This is a genomic window from Enterovibrio qingdaonensis, assembly GCF_028683135.1.
GTDB lineage: Bacteria > Pseudomonadota > Gammaproteobacteria > Enterobacterales > Vibrionaceae > Enterovibrio > Enterovibrio qingdaonensis.
Genome location: NZ_JAJUBB010000016.1, coordinates 18343 through 38264 on the forward strand (window position 1 = coordinate 18343; position 19922 = coordinate 38264).

Annotated in this window: 19 protein-coding genes; 10 read left to right on the forward strand and 9 right to left on the reverse strand. The window is 46.6% G+C overall.

Features of this window, described 5'->3' with window-relative positions:
* Positions 1–45: 45 nt before the first annotated feature.
* From LRP49_RS18345 to LRP49_RS18355, 3 genes are all read right to left on the reverse strand, one after another.
* Positions 46–3141, reverse strand: a complete 3096-nt coding sequence (locus LRP49_RS18345; RefSeq protein WP_274143794.1) for a beta-galactosidase — start codon at positions 3139–3141, stop codon at positions 46–48.
* Positions 3142–3312: 171 nt separating this feature from the next.
* Positions 3313–4323, reverse strand: coding sequence for a substrate-binding domain-containing protein (locus LRP49_RS18350; protein ID WP_274143796.1), 1011 nt, complete (start codon positions 4321–4323; stop codon positions 3313–3315).
* Positions 4324–4357: 34 nt separating this feature from the next.
* Entirely contained in the window at positions 4358–5485 is a 1128-nt protein-coding gene (locus tag LRP49_RS18355) for an ABC transporter ATP-binding protein (protein ID WP_274143798.1), read from the reverse strand.
* Positions 5486–5707: 222 nt separating this feature from the next.
* On the opposite strand from LRP49_RS18355, the gene LRP49_RS18360 reads away from it, so the two are divergent.
* From LRP49_RS18360 to LRP49_RS18375, 4 genes are all read left to right on the forward strand, one after another.
* On the forward strand, positions 5708–6604 hold the full coding sequence (locus LRP49_RS18360; protein ID WP_274143801.1) for a carbohydrate ABC transporter permease: 897 nt from the start codon (positions 5708–5710) through the stop codon (positions 6602–6604).
* The gene (locus tag LRP49_RS18365; protein WP_274143803.1) at positions 6604–7455 is read left to right on the forward strand and encodes a carbohydrate ABC transporter permease; all 852 of its coding nucleotides are present in this window, start codon (positions 6604–6606) and stop codon (positions 7453–7455) included. The genes LRP49_RS18360 and LRP49_RS18365 overlap by 1 nt, the downstream gene beginning before the upstream one ends.
* A gap of 29 nt (positions 7456–7484) precedes the next feature.
* Positions 7485–8720: an ABC transporter substrate-binding protein gene (locus tag LRP49_RS18370; RefSeq protein ID WP_274143804.1), complete on the forward strand. Its 1236-nt coding sequence runs from the start codon at positions 7485–7487 to the stop codon at positions 8718–8720.
* Between the two features lie 212 nt (positions 8721–8932).
* Positions 8933–9280, forward strand: a complete 348-nt coding sequence (locus LRP49_RS18375; RefSeq protein ID WP_274143806.1) for a hypothetical protein — start codon at positions 8933–8935, stop codon at positions 9278–9280.
* Here the strand turns inward: LRP49_RS18375 and LRP49_RS18380 are convergent.
* The 3 genes from LRP49_RS18380 to LRP49_RS18390 are packed head-to-tail and all read right to left on the reverse strand — an operon-like array spanning position 9262 to position 11767.
* On the reverse strand, positions 9262–9714 hold the full coding sequence (locus LRP49_RS18380; RefSeq protein ID WP_274143807.1) for a GNAT family N-acetyltransferase: 453 nt from the start codon (positions 9712–9714) through the stop codon (positions 9262–9264). The two genes, LRP49_RS18375 and LRP49_RS18380, sit on opposite strands and share 19 nt — an antisense overlap.
* A gap of 29 nt (positions 9715–9743) precedes the next feature.
* Entirely contained in the window at positions 9744–11225 is a 1482-nt protein-coding gene (locus tag LRP49_RS18385; RefSeq protein WP_274143808.1) for a GGDEF domain-containing protein, read from the reverse strand.
* Positions 11226–11254: 29 nt separating this feature from the next.
* Positions 11255–11767, reverse strand: coding sequence for a hypothetical protein (locus LRP49_RS18390; protein ID WP_274143810.1), 513 nt, complete (start codon positions 11765–11767; stop codon positions 11255–11257).
* A gap of 948 nt (positions 11768–12715) precedes the next feature.
* Here LRP49_RS18390 and bufA2 point away from each other — a divergent pair.
* Genes bufA2 through LRP49_RS18405 form a run of 3 tightly spaced genes read left to right on the forward strand, consistent with a single transcriptional unit; the run spans position 12716 to position 14618 of the window.
* Positions 12716–12997, forward strand: a complete 282-nt coding sequence (bufA2, locus tag LRP49_RS18395; protein ID WP_274143811.1) for a BufA2 family periplasmic bufferin-type metallophore — start codon at positions 12716–12718, stop codon at positions 12995–12997.
* 20 nt (positions 12998–13017) lie between these two features.
* Positions 13018–13845, forward strand: coding sequence for an MNIO family bufferin maturase (gene bufB / locus LRP49_RS18400; RefSeq protein ID WP_274143813.1), 828 nt, complete (start codon positions 13018–13020; stop codon positions 13843–13845).
* Entirely contained in the window at positions 13842–14618 is a 777-nt protein-coding gene (locus LRP49_RS18405; protein WP_274143815.1) for an HvfC/BufC N-terminal domain-containing protein, read from the forward strand. Before bufB ends, LRP49_RS18405 begins: the two co-directional genes overlap by 4 nt.
* On the opposite strand, the gene LRP49_RS18410 is transcribed toward LRP49_RS18405, so the two are convergent.
* Positions 14612–15127 (reverse strand): GNAT family N-acetyltransferase, encoded by a 516-nt coding sequence (locus LRP49_RS18410; RefSeq protein WP_274143817.1) that lies wholly within the window; start codon positions 15125–15127, stop codon positions 14612–14614. The two genes, LRP49_RS18405 and LRP49_RS18410, sit on opposite strands and share 7 nt — an antisense overlap.
* A gap of 296 nt (positions 15128–15423) precedes the next feature.
* Complete coding sequence (locus LRP49_RS18415) at positions 15424–16323, reverse strand: DMT family transporter (protein WP_274143819.1); 900 nt, start codon at positions 16321–16323, stop codon at positions 15424–15426.
* A gap of 245 nt (positions 16324–16568) precedes the next feature.
* On the opposite strand from LRP49_RS18415, the gene LRP49_RS18420 reads away from it, so the two are divergent.
* The 3 genes from LRP49_RS18420 to hppD all read left to right on the forward strand — a co-directional run bounded on the left by LRP49_RS18420 (position 16569) and on the right by hppD (position 19173).
* On the forward strand, positions 16569–17471 hold the full coding sequence (locus LRP49_RS18420; RefSeq protein ID WP_274143821.1) for a helix-turn-helix domain-containing protein: 903 nt from the start codon (positions 16569–16571) through the stop codon (positions 17469–17471).
* A gap of 130 nt (positions 17472–17601) precedes the next feature.
* Positions 17602–17961, forward strand: coding sequence for a DUF2750 domain-containing protein (locus LRP49_RS18425; protein WP_274143823.1), 360 nt, complete (start codon positions 17602–17604; stop codon positions 17959–17961).
* Positions 17962–18099: 138 nt separating this feature from the next.
* Positions 18100–19173, forward strand: a complete 1074-nt coding sequence (gene hppD / locus LRP49_RS18430) for a 4-hydroxyphenylpyruvate dioxygenase (RefSeq protein WP_274143824.1) — start codon at positions 18100–18102, stop codon at positions 19171–19173.
* A gap of 58 nt (positions 19174–19231) precedes the next feature.
* On the opposite strand, the gene LRP49_RS18435 is transcribed toward hppD, so the two are convergent.
* Positions 19232–19912: a flagellar brake protein gene (locus LRP49_RS18435; RefSeq protein WP_274143825.1), complete on the reverse strand. Its 681-nt coding sequence runs from the start codon at positions 19910–19912 to the stop codon at positions 19232–19234.
* Between the last annotated feature and the right edge of the window lie 10 nt (positions 19913–19922).

Below are 19922 nucleotides of genomic sequence, written 5' to 3' on the forward strand. Positions count from 1 at the left end.
GTTTGACGGGGAGAAAAGCCGCCGAATAGGGGCGGCTCTATGTACTTATAGCTCTTTAATTGAGAATTTAAGTGAGTAGCGATAATGCTGTTCGTTCAATAAGAACTCTGAGTGAACACTCGGGCTCCACGAATCGTCACCGCCAACGCCCATGTGGTAGCCATCAATTCGCAAGTAGAGGTGATCGTCTTTGATGAGTTCGTGATCGTGCTTGGCGTCGATCAAGGACTCCTGACTGTAGCGACTGACCGAGAAATGGAACGCTCCCTGAATATTGAGGTTATCGATATCAAGATGTCTTACGTCACAGCGCAGCCCATTTTCAGACGGAAATATGTAGGGCGTGTGCATGTCGTCGACACGCGAAAGATAGCGACTGATCAGCGCACTGTCTTTTCTGTCTGGGTAGTTTTCATGCGGGCCGCGACCAAACCAAGAAATTGAATCAGACAGGGGTAACGCAAGCTCTAATCCAACACGAGGTAAAGCAGGCATATCGGGCGCAACGTCGACCTCTACGGTCAATTGGACATCACCTTGAACATTGACTTCGTAGCGCCATAGGCTGCTGATTACCATGGCTCCACCGATGAAATACCCGTGATGAGAGCGCACTTGGACTTGATCGGCAAGAATATCGACCGTGTTAAACAGATTCTCATGACGCAGCTTAAACAGGTTCGCCGCCGCCCATTTCCCGAGCCATGCGTTAGGGTCGGGATTGCCTGCTTCACTGGCACCGATGTCGTTGTCGATAGGTGGGCGAATGAAGTTATCTTTGGGGGCATCGAGGATCTGCTCCTCGCCATGAATTAACCACTGTACTAAATGCCCTGATTGCTTATCGAAGCCCAGTTCAAAGTTGTCGCCACGGATTGTCCAATGATCGGAATCTTCTTGCACGTCGGGTAATCGGTCTGGTGATGCGGAGGGAACAGGTAAGGGGCGATTAACAGGCAAAGGCAGTTGAGATGCTGCGATGACAAAGTCTTTGTCTGCCCAAGGTTCATCTTCGGTAAGCACTACTTCCAAGTTCAGAAAATACTCAGCGCCGTGCTTAGGGTAGGGCAGCGATTCCATCAGCTTGTAACTCATGGTTACACCTGCGCGAAGATGAAGACCTTCTGAGCCGCTGGCGACCTGCTGACCATTTTTTTGTATCGACCATCGCAAAGACAGGTTTTCCGGTGGATGAAACAGGTACTCGTTCTCTAATGAAACCACCAACGGGAACGTTCCATCCAGCTTAAAAATGAAGCGTTGCTGGTGGTATTTGGCTTCGAAAGCAGCTGGGTGAGGCGTGCGATCTGGAAACATTAAGCCGTTTATACAAAACTGTCTGTCATTGGGTATGTCACCGAAATCCCCGCCATATGCCCAGTAGGATTCTCCTTGATCATCTTTCCGTGTTAAGCCCTGATCGACCCAGTCCCAAATAAAGCCACCTTGTAGGCGGGGATGACGTCGAAATGCGTCCCAATATTTGTTAAATCCGCCCAAGCTGTTTCCCATTGCATGTGCATATTCGCAAAGAATGAGAGGGCGATTTTCTTCAGGTAACCCAATCCATTTTGGTAGTGACCACTTTGGAAGAGGGGTATCTGTGATGTCTTGCGACACGCGGGCATACATGGGGCAGAGAATATCCGTCGCGGCCGTATTTGCGCCGCCACCTTCGTATTGCACAGGACGCGTTGGGTCGCGGTGTTTGAGCCATTGATACATGGCATGGTGGTTCGTCCCTATGCCTGATTCATTGCCGAGAGACCAAAGAATGATGCAAGGGTGGTTCTTATCTCTTTCAACCATTCGAGTGACACGTTCCATGTAGGCATGTAGCCATTCGGTGTTGTCAGACAGTTGGCACATCGGTTCTAAGCCATGAGTTTCAATATTGGCTTCATCGACAACATACAAACCGTATTTATCGCATAACGCGTAGAACGCGGGATGGTTGGGATAGTGCGAGGTACGAACGGCATTGAAATTATATTGTTTGATGAGCTTGATGTCTCGCTCGATGTCCTCGATAGATTGCACGTAGCCCTTGTCAGGGTGAAACTCATGACGATTTACACCTCGGATCAACGCGGGGTGGTCATTGATCATCAGCAAGCCGTTGGCGATTTGGACGTGCCGAAAACCGACATTGCAGGCTTCTATGTCGATGGGTTCATCAAATTCGTCTAGCAACACCACGACCAAGCGATAGAGATGTGGGTCTTCATCACTCCAAAGTCGTGGGCAGGATATGGTGATCGAATGGGTGCATCTGTCTTTCCAACTTCCCCTTTCATCAATGCTTGTCGTGCCACATTCAGCAAAAACAGGGCCGGAAATATCCGCGCCTTCATCGAACAGTTGAATCACGACGCGTTTAGATTCCCCCCGCACTTTCGTTTCAATATTGAGCGTGCCGGTTTGATGTGTCGGGTCGAGTTCTGTGCGGACGGTGAAATCGAGAATGGCATTATGCGGTTTTCTGCGTAGGGTCACGTCTCTGAAAATACCGCTGAGCCACCACATATCCTGATCTTCGAGGTAACTGCCATCACACCAACGAAGCACCACAACAGCGAGCGTGTTTTCACCCAAATTTACAAAGGGGCTGAGGTCAAACTCAGCAGGAAGGCGGCTGTCTTGGCTGTACCCGACAAACGCGCCGTTACACCAAACGTAAAATGCGGCACTGACGCCATCAAAACAAATGCGTGTTTCGCCTTTTTGCCAATGCTCTGACAGTTGAAATTGCGTTCGGTAGACGGCAGTTGGGTTATCGGTTGGAACGAGTGGGGGAGTTGCAGGGAAGGGATAGCGAACATTGGTGTAAATAGGCGTGTCACCAGTGTCGTGAAGTTGCCAATTGGCGGGAACGGGCATTGTCCGCCAACTTCTGTCGTCAAAACTCGGACAAACGGAAGAACAGGGCACGGATTCGGGGGCATCGAAGAGGGAAAATTTCCAATCCCCATTTAGAGAGATGGCACTGCCTAGACTTGGCCCGATATCGTCTTGGCTTTCGACGGCAAGTTCTACGTTTGAATAAGACTCAAGAGGACAATGTGCGGGCAGCCTGTTTAGTTGGATGATCGCTGGGTTTTCCCAATGGCGACGTTGAATCAATTCGGCGTAGCGGGTCATGTCACTCTCCGTTATTTGGTTTGCCATGACAACGTAGCAGCGAGCGAATAGAAACAAAGGCTGCACATGGTTTTCTTCACGCTATTAAAGCCAAGCTTAGACCAATTTAGTGAACCAGATGACTTTGAACTGAAAGCAATTTTTAATATTTTAGTGATGTAAGTTCAGCACTCACGAAAAAAGGTTCTTTACCGAGTCTCTGAGGACGAGAGATGGCTTATAACCCCCATTTATAGTGTGGTTTTCAATGTGTTGTGCGAGCGAAAATGCAAGTTCGGCAGCCTGACCTGCCATTTCTTCGATGGGATAGCGCACGGTCGTGAGTTTTGGGTGCAAATACTGAGCAATGAGACTGTCGTCAAAGCCGATCACTGAAATATCTTCGGGTACCTTGTATCCATTGTCTGTCAGTGCCGTAATAGCACCAGCAGCCATGTTGTCGTTGTAGCAGCACACAGCGGTGATGTTGGGTTGGGTATCTAACAGAGCGAGCATCGCTTGCTCGCCGCCTTTTTCGTTTGGCGAGCGTTTGACAATGAGGTTTTGTGTGGCGTGTTGGCTTAGCCCTGAGGCATCCAATGCATCAATATATCCGCGAGTCCGTTGCCAGCTGTCTTCGATATTATGATTTGAACTGATACAACCGATATTTTTGTGGCCGTGACTGATCAGGTGATTAGCGGCTAAAAAGGCCCCGCGGTAGTTATCGAGATAAATGCAACGGGGTTCCAAACCGGGAATACAGCGGTTGATAAACACCATCGCGGGATAGTCCTCAGCAAACATCTTTAGCGTTGTGTCGTCTAACGCTTTGCTGTGGATGATAAATGCGCCAACCTGATTCTCAATAAGCAACTCTATCGCCTGCCTTTCACGTTCTGCGTCGTGATAGCCATTACCAATAAGCAGTTGTTGTCCGTGGTTGAATGCCACGTTGTCGACATGTTTAACGAGCCCACCAAAGAAAGGGTCGGACACATCCGCAACGACAACGCCAATGGCTTTGCTTTTTTTATTTACCAATGTCCGTGCTGCAGCGTTCGGGCGATAACCGAGTTTTCGCATGGCGCGCTTAACGGTCTCCACCGTCTCAGTCCGTGTCTGAGGGGACTGATTAATCACCCGAGAAACCGTAGCGACAGACACCCCTGCGAGCTTAGCTACATCTTTTATTGTCGCCATAGGTCACCTTTGTGGCTTATCGCATGTTGATTGGTTATGCGCTCGCTTCTGATGCGGAAATTTCTCGCGTTGAAGGCTCTCTATACGTAAGGGTTTGCTCGTTCTCATCAAACAGGTGAATGTCTTCCGGTGAGCAGCGAAGCGTGACCGATTCAAACGCTCTGACCGCATTGTCGCCGGGAATATGAACTTTGAAACCATCAGAACCACAATACTGACCGAACAAATACGTACTGTTTCCTAGCCTTTCTACGACCTCACTGTGAAATTCGAAGTTAAAGCCGTTTCCTGCGCCGATTTGAATATGCTCGGGACGAATGCCAACGGTGACTTTTTGACCCTCTTCGACCGGCCTTACTGTCGGCACCGACAAAACTTGTCCATCTGGCATGGTGATCTGAGCTTCATTTTGATTCGACGCTGCAATGATGCCATTAATAAAATTCATTTTTGGTGAGCCAATGAAACCAGCGACGAACAGGTTCGACGGGTTGTGATAAAGCGACAGCGGAGAGCCAACTTGTTCGACGTTTCCTGCGCGAAGTACAACGATTTTGTCCGCAAGTGTCATCGCTTCGACCTGATCGTGAGTCACATAAATCATGGTGTTTTTAAGCTCTTGGTGCAGCTTTGCGATTTGTAAGCGCATTTCGACGCGAAGTTCTGCGTCTAAGTTAGAAAGGGGTTCATCGAATAAGAAAACTTTCGGGTCTCGAACGATAGCTCTGCCTATTGCCACACGCTGACGTTGACCACCGGATAGGGCTTTCGGCTTTCTATCCAACAAGGCTTCGAGTTGAAGTGTTTTTGCGGCGCGCTCAACGTGCTTATCGATGATGGTCTTTTCGACGCCATTCATTTTCAGCCCAAAACCCATGTTCTCTTTGACGGTCATATGCGGGTAAAGCGCATATGATTGAAAGACCATGGCAACGCCGCGATCGGCGGGATCTACATCATTCATTTCGGTGCCATTGATGCAAATTCTACCTTCTGTAATCGTTTCCAAACCCGCTATCAATCGAAGCAGTGTTGACTTACCACACCCAGACGGCCCGACGAAGACAACAAACTCTCCGCCTTCAATGTCGAGGTCCACACCATGAATGGTTTCCACGTCTCCGAACCGCTTTATTACTTTGTTTAGAGTGATATCCGCCATACTGCTCGCCCTATGCAACCTGTTTAATTTTGATGCGTTTCGAAACCGTCGAACACGTCACCCTTTACTAAACGTAGCGGATTTTTTCGTTACGTAAACGTTTACATGAGAGAAATCGTGAACTAGATTTAATTAAAATGAAATAGTTCGTTTACATGCCATTAACGCGGGCGTTCGATTTAGCGTTGATGCACCGAACGTAAAACGTGCCAAGGAGTTTGCATGGCTGAGTCTTCCACCACCGCCTCCCCGTCGCCAAGACGAAGTCAGTTGGCTTTGGCCCCTTGGCTGTTCCTTTTTCCGGCCATCATCATCTTTACAGTGTATGTGCTTTATCCCATCGGGCAGAGTGTCTGGCTGAGCTTCTTCGCATGGGATGGCTTAGGGGAAAAGCAGTGGGTGGGTTGGGAGAACTATGTCGAGCTGTTTGACTCTGATGCATTTTATACCGCATTGGTGAATAACTTTCTTTGGATGGTGTTGTTTATGCTGGCACCTCCCATTGGACTGTTGATCGCATTATTTCTCAATCAGCAGGTTGCAGGCATTCGCCTTATCAAGGCCCTGTTTTTCTTCCCTTTCGTTATATCCCAAGTTGTCGTTGGTCTTGTTTTTGCGTGGTTTTATGACCCGTCATTTGGCTTATTAACCCAATTTATGGTTCTGCTTGGGTTTGACCCAATTTCTATTCTTGCGGACGAAAAACTGGTGACGTACGGCATCATCGCCGCAGGGCTATGGCCGCAAGTGGCCTATTGCATGATTTTGTACCTGACAGGCCTTAATAACCTCGATCCTGAGCAGATAGAAGCGGCGCGATTAGATGGGGCAAAAAGCTGGCGAATGCTGTGGTATGTGGTTGTACCGCAATTAAAGCCGGCGACCTTTATCGCGGTGGTGGTTACGGTTATCGGGGCATTACGATCGTTTGACTTGGTTGCCACCATGACTGCGGGTGGGCCATGGGGCAGTTCAACGGTACTGGCTTACCTAATGTATGAAGAGTCGATTTTTAATTACCGCATGGGCTATGGCGCTGCGGTCGCAGTGGTGCTGTTTCTCATCATGGACATTTATATCGCCTGGTTCTTGTGGCGCATGTTAAAGGGAGAACGCTAATGTTCCCAAGACCCATTGAACAGCACGGTAAATTGGCAAACACCACGTATCGCGCAGCACTGTATATTGCCGTCATTCTCTGGCTAATCCCTCTCGCTGCCGTTTTGATGACATCTGTACGCTCCATTGCCGACATTAACGCGGGCAATTACTGGGGGCTTCCTGATGAGTTACAGCTTGTCGAAAACTACACGCAGGTGTTTACGGCAACGCCGATGGGGAGATATTTGCTGAATAGCTTACTCATTTGCATTCCTGCTGTTGCAGGCGCGGTTGCACTTTCTACATTGGCGGGGTTTGCCCTTGCCAAATATAAATTCAAAGCAAACATTTGGCTCTTTGCGCTTTTCATTGGCGGTAACTTTGTCCCTTTCCAAATCTTGATGATCCCCGTGCGCGACCTGACGATCAGTTTTGGGCTTTACGATTCCCATTGGGCGTTGATTTTCTTCCATGTCGCTTTTCAGGCGGGTTTCTGCACCTTGTTTATGCGCAATTTTATCATCGGTATTCCTGATGCACTTATCGAGGCTGCGCGCGTGGAAGGGGTGAGCGAATGGCGAATATTTTGGTATGTCGTGCTCCCTCTCGTGAGGCCAGCATTGGCAGCGTTGTCAGTTTTGGTCTTTACCTTTATTTGGAACGATTTTTTCTGGGCGTTAGTGCTGGTGCAGAGCGACGAGGTTCGTCCTGTCACTGCGGGACTAAACGCACTACAAGGACAGTGGCTGGCTTCTTGGCAGTACATGTCAGCGGGGGCGGTAATTGCTGCGCTTCCTCCTGTGGCTCTGTTCTTCACTATGCAGCGACACTTTATTGCCGGTTTAACGTTAGGCGCGACGAAAGGCTAATGACGGCGAAATCAATAAGGAAAGATAGGATGAGAACGCTTGCAAACAAAGGCCTGAGCGTACTTTGCAGTCTGTTTCTTCTGCTAAGTGGCTCTGCGGTATCAGGAACCTTGGTGATTAACTCCGATGCCTCTGACCCTGCACCCAAAAAAGCGTGGGCAGAAGTGATTGAGAAGTTTGAGCAGGAATACCCAGATATCGATGTGAAATACAATTTGTACGACCATGAAGCGTACAAAACGACAATTCGTAACTGGCTGGTGACATCGCCACCGGATGTGGTGTTTTGGTACGCGGGGAATCGGATGAAAACCTTTGTTGATAGAGGGTTGTTTGAGGATGTCAGCGGTCTCTGGAAAGACAATGGGATGTTAGAGGATTTCTCCAGTGCTAAGCCTGCAATGACAGTAGATGGCAAGCAATATGGCGTACCTTATACGTATTACCAATGGGGCATCTACTATCGCAAAGATGTGTTTGCTAAGTACGGCATAGCCGTGCCGAAAACCTGGGATGAGCTCGTCGCTGCGGCGAAAAAGTTAGAAGAAAATGGTGTTACGCCATTTACGATTGGAACCAAGTACCTGTGGACGGCAGCGGGTTGGTTTGATTACCTTAATATGCGAGTGAACGGTTTAGATTTTCATATCGATTTGATGGACGGAAAAATCCCTTACACCGATCCGCGCGTGAAAGCAGTATTTGAGAAATGGAATGAGTTGGTGGTACCAGGCTACTACCTTGATAATCACGCCTCGTACTCTTGGCAGGAAGCGCAACCATTCCTCTACAATGGCGATGCAGCAATGTACCTGATGGGGAATTTCCTCGCGGCAAACTTTACCGATGAAGTGCGTCCGAACATGGGATTCTTCCAATTCCCGGTTATCGATCCGAATGTTCCGATGGCTGAAGATGCGCCGATGGATACCCTCCACATTCCATCAAAAGCGAAAAACAAAGAAGATGCGAAAACCTTCCTCGCCTTTGTTGCTCGTCCTGAAATTCAAACCATGATCAATGAATCCATGCTGCAAATCCCGACCAATAACAAAGCGACACCGAAAGATGATGAGTACCTGAATGCAGGGGTGATCATGCTGGGTGAGGCGGCGGGGACCGCGCAGTTTTACGACCGTGATACCGATCCTGCGATGGCGAAAGAAGGCATGAAAGGGTTTCAACAATATATGGTGCACCCTGACCGCATTGATAAGATCTTAGAAAAACTGGAAAAAACGCGTCAGCGTACATTTAAGCAATAGATTCGCTTCAGTTCTTCATTTATACAACCCAATAAGCAAAAGCCAGTGGTATGGCTTTTGCTTATTTATTTCCAAACAATCTGAAACCGAGCTTCGTTAGGTTGTTTGTGTATATATGCAACGCGTTTGCGGAAAAATTCTGCCGCATTGAAAGGGGTGTACTAAAGTTAAGAATACACCGCATAAATGACCGACGATGATAGGGTAAATTGATGCCAAATCTCATTAACACCAGCTATAGCACCAGTAACTACTACAACTCTCGTCAAAAAGAGCGTGAGGAAGAGCAGGCTGGCGGCGTGCGTGGTGAAAATAAATTGTCGGCCAATGAGCGTGCGGAATTGCTCAGGAAAGAGCGCGAAGAAAAGATGCAGACCGAGAAGGCGCAGGAAGAATCGCCTCAGCGTGGCGATTACCGCGGACTTATCGATCGTGTGGCTGAGCAAGACGCAAAGATGGCAAAATACTCTGCGTATACACAAGGGCAGCAGCAATTGCTCAAGCAGGTTGAAAATACGATTTCACCGAACAGCGAACGAAGCTACGATTTCAAGGTATAACGCATTTTAACAAAGCGGATACCGTTCATTTCCTCTTCTCCCCCTAATTTTTTAAAGCCATATCGCTCATAAAACGTGACGGCGTTGATCGACGCGCGCAGGGTGATTTCTGTGGACGATGCATGAGAAAACGTATGGTTTAGGAGTTGTTGCCCATACCCCTTTCCTTGCGCCGGTTTGTCGATAAACAGGTGCGTGAGGTAATTTCCTTCTCGCATGGCGCAAAAGCCCAATAGGTTGTCATCTTCTGTCAGCTTAAACGTATGAAATGACCTTGTATCGAATGTCGTTTCAAGGTCGTTTAGAACAGAATGTCTGAAAAAGTCTTTACCTTGTTCATTAAAGTGCGGAACAACATCATGCTCAGCCACGTGACCAACCAAGGCGATTATTGATGAGAGATCTTGCGGAGAAACCGCCTCGATTTTTGTCATGTCGAGATCCTTTCTCGTTTTATAGGTTGTTACTTTGCTGCTTCTGGTGCCATCTCAGCGTGCGGTTGATGACTGGAAGGTTGCTGTCCACTTTCCATTTCCTTGAATTCAACCCGATTTCTGCCCGCATTTTTTGCTGAGTAGAGCAGCTTATCTGCGAACTCAAATGCATCGGTGTACGTCAATTGTCGACTATCGGGTGGAACTAAAGCAGCACCCACGGAGAGTGTGACGACACCCGTTTCAGTGGTATGGGGAATGGCAAGAGCTTCCACTTCACTGCGCATCCTTTCGGCGATAAAAAGGAGATTTTCAGCTTCGTGAACTTTTAGGAGAACAACAAATTCCTCTCCACCTATCCTGAAGGAAAGGTCATTAGTACGGGTCGTGCTTATCAGGACATCTGCAATTTTTTTAATGACGTCGTCACCTTTACCGTGACCGAAGGAATCATTGTATAGCTTGAAATGGTCAATATCACAGACGATCACGCCGAAACTGGCACCCTGATGTCGTGTGGTATTGAAAAGAGCCACAGCCCGCTCGTTATAGTTATGCCTTCCGCTTAAACCTGTTAATGCGTCAGTGTCTGACATGTGTTTGAGCAGTTTGAGTTGAGATTGCGTTTTTCGCGTTAACGTGTGAAGTCCTCGTGCCAAGACGCCAATCTCATCTGTACGTTTAATTTCATCGAGTGCAGCAATGTTAAGGCGTTCAATATCTTTATCCATTTCGGCGGCAAGGCGTCGCAGTGGTGCAACCAACCAATGCGTCACACCGACAATTAAGAGCAGAGAGACGAAAAGTGCAATTACCGCTTCGATGGCGATCGTCAGATAGATGTCAGATTTTAGGGAATACAAATGAGAGGCATCGAAAACGGCATAGATGAAGCCCCCATTTTTGTTGAACAACGGAAGTTGTATGGCCGCGATTTTATAGTCAGGAAATAAGACAAATTTTTGAGTCAGTCGCTCAATAGGCCAAGGCGTTTTAAATTCATTTGTCAGTGTTTGGCTTTTCGTCAAATTGACGAGATCTTTTTCCGCTTTATTTAACAAAAACGTCAGTTTACGTGCAGCAACATGGTCGAGTTCATCAGATTGAAGCTTGCTATTTAAGGCATCACGACTTTGTCGTGCGATATCAAGTTCTTCATCTGACACATCAATGCGCCAGATTTCTCCTGTCTCTTTGAAATAGCGCACACACACCTTATTGCCTTGATAATCCGACGTGCCTTCTATGTCGAGGAAAAGCAGGGAATCGATACTCGCTAAGGTATCTTTGTGCGATGGCATGGTTAACGCGGTGTAGTTTCTTCCTGCTACCGCAGCCGAAATTTCTCGCATCAAGGGTGACATGGATTGTTCCATTAATGCAGCTTCATTATTTACCCGTGATTCCCACTCGCTTTGGTAGCGCGAGTAGCTAAGACCCGCGATCAGAATCACCACCAACATGAGATGAGAAAAGAACAGTAACTGATTAATGGTGAGTTTTTTCAGCATCGACGCCTCTTTCCCTTAAGCACTGTCAATTACTCGTAAGAGGAAAGGACAGGCTCCGTGCAAGTACCATTGATACAAATGTCTTTATACCTATCGTGACAACGCTGACAAAATTCCGGTTCCAGCGTGGGATGCATGCTGGCGATATCTTCTCCTTTCCGGTTGTAGCTGCCATAAATGGGGAGGCCACTGAAATGCTCTGTTACCCAGATAATGCCATCAACTTCAGATACAGCGACAACTGTAGGGCCATCGGTATATGGACCATGTGTTTTGTACTGTTCGAGCTTCTTGGGGTTGACGCGAATCGTCAAAGGCGAGCCTTGGCCATTGTTTATCCATGAATAGGAGCGAACAGACTCTTGGATAAACAGCGAGGTATCTGGTGGAAGAACAGTGTCAGCTGGCAAGGTGAGTGATTCCTTAACAACAGGCCATGTTTCCCAGTCTTCAGGATAACTTGCAACCGAGTCAGCGTTCGCGATGGTATGAAAAAATAGCGAAAAACCGATGACAAACCGGCAAGCCCAAGAACAAAACATTTACATCTCCTAGATCAAGAAGCCAAGCGAGAAAATACGTAGTTAAGGTATCTTATTCGTTAAAAATAAGTAATAAAAATGGGGCGTTATATTAATAGAGATTGGTAACACTACGGCAGAAAATTTGCAGAAGTTGATAGCCTTCATGTTGCACTTATAGAGGGTTGCGTTGAATTATTGCGATCGACATCTCTGTTTGTGCTTTGTCGCACGTAATTCGCGCCCATCAAGTACCACACCCCCCAGTAATTAAAAGATGACATTGCGATATTTGATATACCCAGCACCTTAAAATTATCTGCGTTTGGTTGCCATTCTATTTAAATGGTTTCTATCGAACTTTATATTTCCCATGGGAAGCTTTTTTGGGTGAGATTAGTAATTACATTTTTTTGGTGTTTTCAATAACTGTGAATATAAGTATTACGGTCAATTTTCATAGATGAATAAATTCAAGGTTAATTATTTTTTGAGATCATTTTTTAATTGTTGTCGGAGCTATTTCTCCACCAAAGGTTTTGTGGGGAAGTGAAAACGATGACGCCAAGTTTTTCTCGCTAATATAATGAAAAATTGCGCTTTTATCGTGCGCCATACAACAGTCAACTGATTGACTATGTCTCTTATGCCAGCCTTTATCGCACTTATGAAGCATGAGCCGATTGACTGAGCGCTTTTGAGTGATAACTGAAAAAGTTGTGTGAAATTTAAATTAATGAAATCAACACCTAAAGGTTTGTATGTGTTTTTTTATCAAGTTGACTTATTAATTTTGAAATGTTTTCAGAAGATGCTTGGTCTGTTTGATAGACGCTGCATAGGATGGAAATTCTATTTGTAGGGTTTTTAAATTGGATACATTTAAATGGTAGGCGTGCTTTTAATTTCCCATCTCTTTTAAAGCACGACATTGTCTTCCATTTGTACCTATAACATTGGAGAAATGAGATGAATAAGATTGAAAAAAGTGCCACGTTTGCGTCCGTAGCTTTGGCATTAGCCATGAGCACAAGTGCATTTGCTGCTGAGCAACCGGTGGGCAGCAGCGGCGCGGCAATTGGTGCGGGTGACAAAGTGCATTGTTACGGTATTCATTCGTGCAAAGGCAACTCTGATTGTAAAACCGCAGAACATGCATGTAAGGGACAAAATAAGTGTGGCGGTCACGGCTTTAAAGCGATGAAAGCAAAAGAGTGTCTTGATGCTGGTGGCACAATCTCTGATGTTTAATTAGTGGCAGGAGTGAAGAAATGACATCTACCTTTGGTCTTGGATTGCGAACCCAGCATTACAATGATTTTTTGGATACCTCTCAACCTGTTGATTGGCTAGAAGTCATTTCTGACAACTATATGGTCAATGGCGGTAAGCCATTGGCCATGCTTGACCGAATTCGAGAAAACTACCCCATGGTGATGCATGGTGTGTCATTGTCGATAGGTTCAGTGAATGGCTTAGACCATGAATATTTGATGCGGCTGAAGCAATTGGCTGAGCGTATAGAGCCATTGTGGGTGTCTGATCACTTGTGTTGGACAGGGGTTCATGGGCGAAAGTTACATGACCTGATGCCGTTGCCCTTTACTGAAGAAACACTCAATGTCGTGGCAACCAATATTCAGCAGGCTCAGGATGTGTTGAAGCGTCCATTAGTGCTGGAGAATGTTTCTAGTTACGTTGAGTTTTCGACGTCGGAAATGACAGAGTGGGAGTTTCTCTCTGCGCTGACACGAAAGACAGGCTGCAAGCTACTGCTCGATATTAACAACATCTACGTCAGTGCATTCAACCACCAATTTTCTTCACAGGCGTTTATTAACGCGATCCCCGTGGAGAGTGTCCAGCAGTTTCATCTGGCTGGACATTTAAACAATGGCGATCATCTGATTGATACCCATGACCATCCGGTTTGTGATGGTGTGTGGCGTTTGTATGAACAAGCGATTATGCGATTCGGCAACATACCGACCATGATTGAGCGAGATGACAATATTCCACCTCTTGAAGATTTGATTGCCGAGTTAGAAACCGCGAAGAAAATCATGCATAACGTGATGGATATGAGAGGCGCGATATGATGTTGCAAGATATCCAGTCAAGCTTCCAACAACTGGTTTTAAATACGGAATGTGTTGATGCGAGCTGGGTTAGCCGCTCAGCGGATTCTTTGTCGCCTAAAGACCGACTGGCTATTTATCACAATGCGTATCGTGTGCGTTTGATTGATGTCCTGAGAGATACGTTTGGGCATACCGTCACCTATTTGGGCGATGAGTGGTTTAACCAATTGGCACGGGATTTTGTGCAGGATCACCACTCAACCCATAACAATATCGGTTTTTATGGCACAGCATTCCCGGCCTTTTTGGCCGAGCAACTACCCGACGATTTGGACGTTGCCGAATTGGCAGAGCTCGATTGGACGTTGAGACGGGCCTTTGATGGCGCAGACAGCGGAGTTATGACCATGGAGCATCTTCAAATCTTGGCGCAAAACACCACCAATATTGTGTTGGAAACCGTGCCGACCTTGTGTCTCGTAACACAACGGTTTAATACCTTGGATATCTGGCATGCCATTGACCAAGATAACTCGCCACCTGTCGCCAAACAGCTGGCCAATCCAGTAGATGTGCTTGTATGGCGAAAAGGCTATTCTCCGCACTTTAGGAGCATCTCTCCCCTCGAGACAGTAGCAATCAAAAGTGTACGTGAAGGACAGTCGCTGGATGTTATTGGCGAGACATTGGTTGCACAATTCCCGGATGACAACGTCCCTGTTTTATTTGGCCAAATGCTCCCTCGCTGGATAGCTGATGAGCTGTTGCGATTTGATGAGAGCGATCAGTAAACGCAGCCTCGAAAATCAATTTCCGTCTCAGGATCTAACGTCAGTGTTGATAAGTGTTTCACCATTCCACCTCGATAGATAAAACGCTTCCATGTATTTGAAATGTCGTCGAAGTGGTGGATGGGGGCATTCAACAACAGGTAACCATTGGATTGGTAGACTTCAGGTTTATAAGCGAATAGAAAACTGACATCGACACCGCGCATCACCAAGTGCTCTTCAAGCTCGTTGATCAGCATTTTACAAAGCCCTTTTGCTCGCCATTCAGGGTGAACGGCAACGCTACCAATAACACCGGCTAAAAAGGTTTGATTTGCCTGTTCCATTTCTCTCACATGCGCAGAGCTACAAGCAATCAATTGCCCACCGTCCATGATGACGACATAGGTCGCCAATTCCTCATTGCAGATGACTTGCATATCCGGATTTGCAAAAACATGCCGAAGCAATGCCGTGATTTCCGTTGAATAGTTGGGCACGGATTCTGGCGGTAACCGAATGACTTCCATGATAAATATCTGATTGGCTTAAGAAGCCATATAGTTTCATGAATAGTGCGAAACCCTTGCCATATTTCGGCCCGAATTGTTCTTTGGATTGCTAGATTGCGTCCCTGCTCACGCCATAACGGTGCGGTTAAATATCGTCATTGAATCCAGAAGGCGTCTGCAATGGCAAATCTAAATAAGGAAGGTAAGTCGGCCCGTTTTGAGCTGGGTATCCCAAGCTGGTTATGGCCGCTTTTAATCAGCATGGTGTGGCTGATCCAATTAGCGGCCGAATAGGACGGTATCACTGAAAAATGTTATTGGCGGGCAAGGTACCAACGCTTTATCGGTTCGGGTAAACCGAAAACGCGTAAGTTGCCAGATACAACAAGAACAACACCAATAAGGGATGTCCATGTCCACTCATACCCTTCGAAGACAGTGGAAAGTGACAGCGCGACTAAGGGGAAGAGTACAGTGCAATATGCCGCTTTTGGTGCGCCAATTCTCCCAACCAGGGCAAGATAGGTATTGAAGCCCACCACAGAGCCAATGATTGCAAGATAGACAAGTGCCGAGACGTAAAGCGTGTCGGTACTAAACGTAAGCGAATGCCCCATGATTAATGAGATGGCGAAAAGATAGAGTGCGCCATAACCCATTGCCCAAGCGGTTGTCGGAAGCAAGGGCATGGCCTTTTGCTGTGCTTTTGCTGAGACCAAATTCCCCATTGAGAAAAAATACGTACCAACCAGCGAGATGCCCAGACCAAGCAAGATGTTCATGTCCATTGCTGCGCTGAAAAACTGGGAGGCGAACATAAGGACAACCCCCACGAATCCCATGACCGCACCTTGCATAAAGGTTCGGTTGGGCGTGCGTTTTTCCAACCACCAAAGATTCAATGCATTCAATATCGGTGCGAGTGAAAATACCACGGCAATAAGACCGCTAGGGAAATAGTGGGTAGCAGCATAGAAGCAAAGAAAGTTGTTAGAAAAAAGGCACAGAGCTAATAGTGCAGCCATCTTGTGATTTTCTTTAGACAGCGGCACCAGCTTTCGCTGAAAAGCGAGGATTGCAAACAGTGCGATAGAAGCGAGCGCAAATCGCCAACCTACGGAAACCGGAACCGGTGTTTCACCCACCTGAAAGGCGATGGCTAACCATGTGGTTCCCCAAATCAAAACGGTGATGAAATATAGAAATGTATTCACTGTTTTATCCTTAAATTACACTGGGCTTAGCCTATGCCCAGTAAGTTCTAGCGGACTAACGTTGTTATCATTATTCAGAAGACAGTGAGAAAGATTGTCTCTTAATGGGAATGCTAGGGGCTTTACATTATTAACGCTTTCAGAAAATTGCTGTTTTTATAGATTCTTGCGCATTTTTAACGATGCAAGGTGTTCACGAGGTGTTGCATGGATTTATAGTAAGCGTTACGGAGGTGTGATTTTAGATGACGAAAGGATTGGCGGAAGAGAACAAAAGCAGACAGGTTTACGATGTGTTGCAAAGTAACACCGCCCAGTTACGTAATGAGGTTTTCCTCGACAACGGATTGGGTGTGGCACTTTGGAGCAATAGTCACGGTACCACTGTTTATGATAAGCCGAATCATCACACCCTAAGCTATTACGTACAGGGCGGACAAAACACGAAACGCGCCATGAGGGGCGGTGATCTTTTTGGTGGTGAAGATAAGCTGTGTTTAATGCCAATTAACCATCGTTCAGCATGGCATTATGCTGATCCATTCTCGTTTTTTCACTTCTATTTTGAGCAATCTCATCTGCAGAGTTTTGCTGAGCAAGTCTTCGATAAAGAAGGTCGACATATCGAGCTGAAAGAATGCACCTTTACCGATGATCCATTTATTACTCAGCTTATTCGCCAAACAATGCTGAAATTAGACTGGTCCAATACGACGGATCAATTAATGCTTTCTCATGCACAGCAAATGATGCTACTTCATCTCGTGCGCCAACACTGTCACGAACCGCTCCGACAGGCGTTAGTGACTGGCGGGTTGTCACCTGTGAATCAGCGACGTGTCATGGAATATATTGATGCGTCGCTTTCGCGGTCATTTACGTTAAGTGATTTGGCAGCCATCACGCAACTGAGTGATTTTCACTTTGCAAGAATGTTTAAAGTGAGCTTTGGTTGTACGCCTCATCAATATGTTCTTGGAAAGCGCATCGAGCGCGCCAAGTCTTTGCTCATTCATAGCAAAAGTCCGCTGACAGATATATCAGCTATGTGTGGTTTTTCTTCTCAGCAGCACCTCTCACAACAGTTCAAACAGCGTGTTGGGGCAAGTCCTGCCAGCTACCGCCGCAATCAAAATATAAAGCTTTAGCCGCCTCTTAGAAAAGAGAGGCCAAATCCTCACTATTAAGACACTAGCAAGCGTTTTCACTGGGTAGATTGAAGAGTTAGTTAGTCGCCTTGCGACTAGAGATATAACGGCTCTACACAGGAGAAATGGCATGACAACCAGCGAGACATCGCCCGTTGAACAGTTTGTTGCAGCCTCCCGTTCAAGCGGGGAAATATGGGGTTTACACTGTAAAGATGGTTGGGTGATTTGTGACTCTGCCATCTATGAAGAAACCGATGTCATGCCGTTTTGGTCAACCAAGGACGCTGCGGCGATTCATTGTGTCGACGAATGGCAAGACTTTGCTCCGGTGGCGATTCCCCTCGAAGAATTTATTGAAGATTGGCTGGTGGATTTAGCGAATGATTCCGTGATGCTAGGACCAGATTGGGGAACGGATCTCTGTGGAGAGGAAGTAGAACCCAGTGATCTCGTTTTAAAATATCTCGTTGAAACAGACATAAACTAACGTCCGTCAATTTCAGTGTACATTTCCCACTTTACAGTGAGCACCTTGTCGTGCGCGCTGCATTTTTGTCGTTCCCTGATACCGACTGCTATTCCTTTAACTAAGCAATGACGCGAATCGAAAAGGGATGGGAGACCAATGGCAGAGAAAATGATCAATCCGATGGGAACCGACGGTTTCGAATTTGTTGAATACACGGCCCCGACAGAAAAGGGCATCACGGACCTCAAAGCACTATTCACTCTCATGGGCTTTGCCGAAATTGCAAAGCACAAACATAAATCTGTCTGGCTTTATCGCCAAGGTGATATCAACTTCATCGTTAACGGCGAATCGCGTTCACAGGCAGAAGGCTTTGCACAGCAGCATGGAGCGAGTGTTAACGCGATGGCTTTTCGGGTTAAAGATGCAGCGCACGCCTTGAGCTATGCAGTCAAGCAAGGTGCAAAAGCATGCGAACCTTGTATCGGACCCATGGAGCTCAATATTCCCGCCATACATGGTATTGGTGAATCTTATCTCTACCTTGTCGACCGGTATGGCGATCAGGAAATTTACGATATCGACTTTGATTTTTACCCGGATTGGAAAGAAACGCTGAAACGTTGTGATGCGGGATTGGGCGTTATCGACCACCTGACGCACAACGTTGAAAAAGGCAATATGGACAATTGGGCGGACTTCTATGATCGCATAGCCAACTTCAAAGAAATTCGCTTTTTCGACATTGAAGGTAAACGCACAGGGTTGAAGTCACGCGCACTGACTGCGCCATGTGGAAAGATCCGTATTCCCATCAATGAATCGAGTGATGACAAATCACAAATTGCTGAGTATTTGAAAGAGTACAACGGTGAGGGTATTCAGCACATCGCGTTGAGCACTGAGGATATCTATAAAACGGTAACCACCCTTCGTCAACGAGGGATGAAGTTTATGTCGACGCCTTCGACCTACTACGAAAAAGTGGGTCAGCGTGTTGTAGGACACGAAGAAGATGTCAATCAACTTCAGGATCTACAAGTGCTTATAGATGGCAGCGTTGAAACAGGTATTCTCTTGCAGATATTTACGGATACCGTTATCGGCCCAGTCTTTTTCGAGATTATTCAGCGTAAAGGCAACCAAGGGTTTGGCGAAGGTAATTTCCAAGCATTGTTTGAGTCGATTGAATTGGATCAAATACGCCGGGGTGTATTGGATGCGGGCTAGCCCAATCACTTCTCGGCGAGTTTATAGCGAAGAGTAGGTCAGCAATGACCTACTTTTTTTAGACGTCGAGTGAGCGGTCGTTCGCGCGAAGGTCAAACAAAAATTGATAGAAGAGCTCTTTTCTTAAGGTGCCTTGTGTCTCATCGAAACGAACACCAACGGTGGGCGGGGTTTTCTCATTATTAACCGCGACGACAAGGCCAGCGACTTTTCCTTTTAAATCGTCACCTTTATTGATGTTCAATACCAAGGTTTCATCTTCAAACATGAGTCTGTCATCAGCGTTCACCTCTAAACAGCAACCCGACACAGAATAATCAAGCATAAACGCTTTAAAAGTATCACTTCCGCACTCGGCTGTTATCCATAGGTTGGTGTCGATACGTGGTTCTTGTCGAATTTGACGATGCGCGACATTTTCAGGAATTGACACGATGAGAAGACGAATCGGTTTATGGATCACGCCCATGACCAGTGAACGAAATGCAATGACATCGCGAAACTCACTGTCGGTGACTGCGCGAATGATTATTTCATTATTGGGGATGTAAAAACGTTCAATGATGGGGTCTTGGCCTGTAGGGCAATCAATTAATAAGAACTGCTCTTTTCGAAAACCGACAAGCCTAGAGCTCACTTGTGTTTTCTTAGGGTCATCCGAGAGTTCAATACTCAGCCGAGACCCCACGGAAAGAAGCCGATAGAAACTGTCTGATGCATCGGTTTTGATAGTCTGCATGGTTTAACGT

Bases quoted from the DNA above. Each gene is read 5' to 3' on its own strand.
- LRP49_RS18345 (WP_274143794.1), bottom strand. From the start codon at position 3,141: ATGACCCGCTACGCCGAATTGATTCAACGTCGCCATTGGGAAAACCCA.
- LRP49_RS18350 (WP_274143796.1), bottom strand. From the start codon at position 4,323: ATGGCGACAATAAAAGATGTAGCTAAGCTCGCAGGGGTGTCTGTCGCT.
- LRP49_RS18355 (WP_274143798.1), bottom strand. From the start codon at position 5,485: ATGGCGGATATCACTCTAAACAAAGTAATAAAGCGGTTCGGAGACGTG.
- LRP49_RS18360 (WP_274143801.1), top strand. From the start codon at position 5,708: ATGGCTGAGTCTTCCACCACCGCCTCCCCGTCGCCAAGACGAAGTCAG.
- LRP49_RS18365 (WP_274143803.1), top strand. From the start codon at position 6,604: ATGTTCCCAAGACCCATTGAACAGCACGGTAAATTGGCAAACACCACG.
- LRP49_RS18370 (WP_274143804.1), top strand. From the start codon at position 7,485: ATGAGAACGCTTGCAAACAAAGGCCTGAGCGTACTTTGCAGTCTGTTT.
- LRP49_RS18375 (WP_274143806.1), top strand. From the start codon at position 8,933: ATGCCAAATCTCATTAACACCAGCTATAGCACCAGTAACTACTACAAC.
- LRP49_RS18380 (WP_274143807.1), bottom strand. From the start codon at position 9,714: ATGACAAAAATCGAGGCGGTTTCTCCGCAAGATCTCTCATCAATAATC.
- LRP49_RS18385 (WP_274143808.1), bottom strand. From the start codon at position 11,225: ATGCTGAAAAAACTCACCATTAATCAGTTACTGTTCTTTTCTCATCTC.
- LRP49_RS18390 (WP_274143810.1), bottom strand. From the start codon at position 11,767: ATGTTTTGTTCTTGGGCTTGCCGGTTTGTCATCGGTTTTTCGCTATTT.
- bufA2 (WP_274143811.1), top strand. From the start codon at position 12,716: ATGAATAAGATTGAAAAAAGTGCCACGTTTGCGTCCGTAGCTTTGGCA.
- bufB (WP_274143813.1), top strand. From the start codon at position 13,018: ATGACATCTACCTTTGGTCTTGGATTGCGAACCCAGCATTACAATGAT.
- LRP49_RS18405 (WP_274143815.1), top strand. From the start codon at position 13,842: ATGATGTTGCAAGATATCCAGTCAAGCTTCCAACAACTGGTTTTAAAT.
- LRP49_RS18410 (WP_274143817.1), bottom strand. From the start codon at position 15,127: ATGGAAGTCATTCGGTTACCGCCAGAATCCGTGCCCAACTATTCAACG.
- LRP49_RS18420 (WP_274143821.1), top strand. From the start codon at position 16,569: ATGACGAAAGGATTGGCGGAAGAGAACAAAAGCAGACAGGTTTACGAT.
- LRP49_RS18425 (WP_274143823.1), top strand. From the start codon at position 17,602: ATGACAACCAGCGAGACATCGCCCGTTGAACAGTTTGTTGCAGCCTCC.
- hppD (WP_274143824.1), top strand. From the start codon at position 18,100: ATGGCAGAGAAAATGATCAATCCGATGGGAACCGACGGTTTCGAATTT.
- LRP49_RS18435 (WP_274143825.1), bottom strand. From the start codon at position 19,912: ATGCAGACTATCAAAACCGATGCATCAGACAGTTTCTATCGGCTTCTT.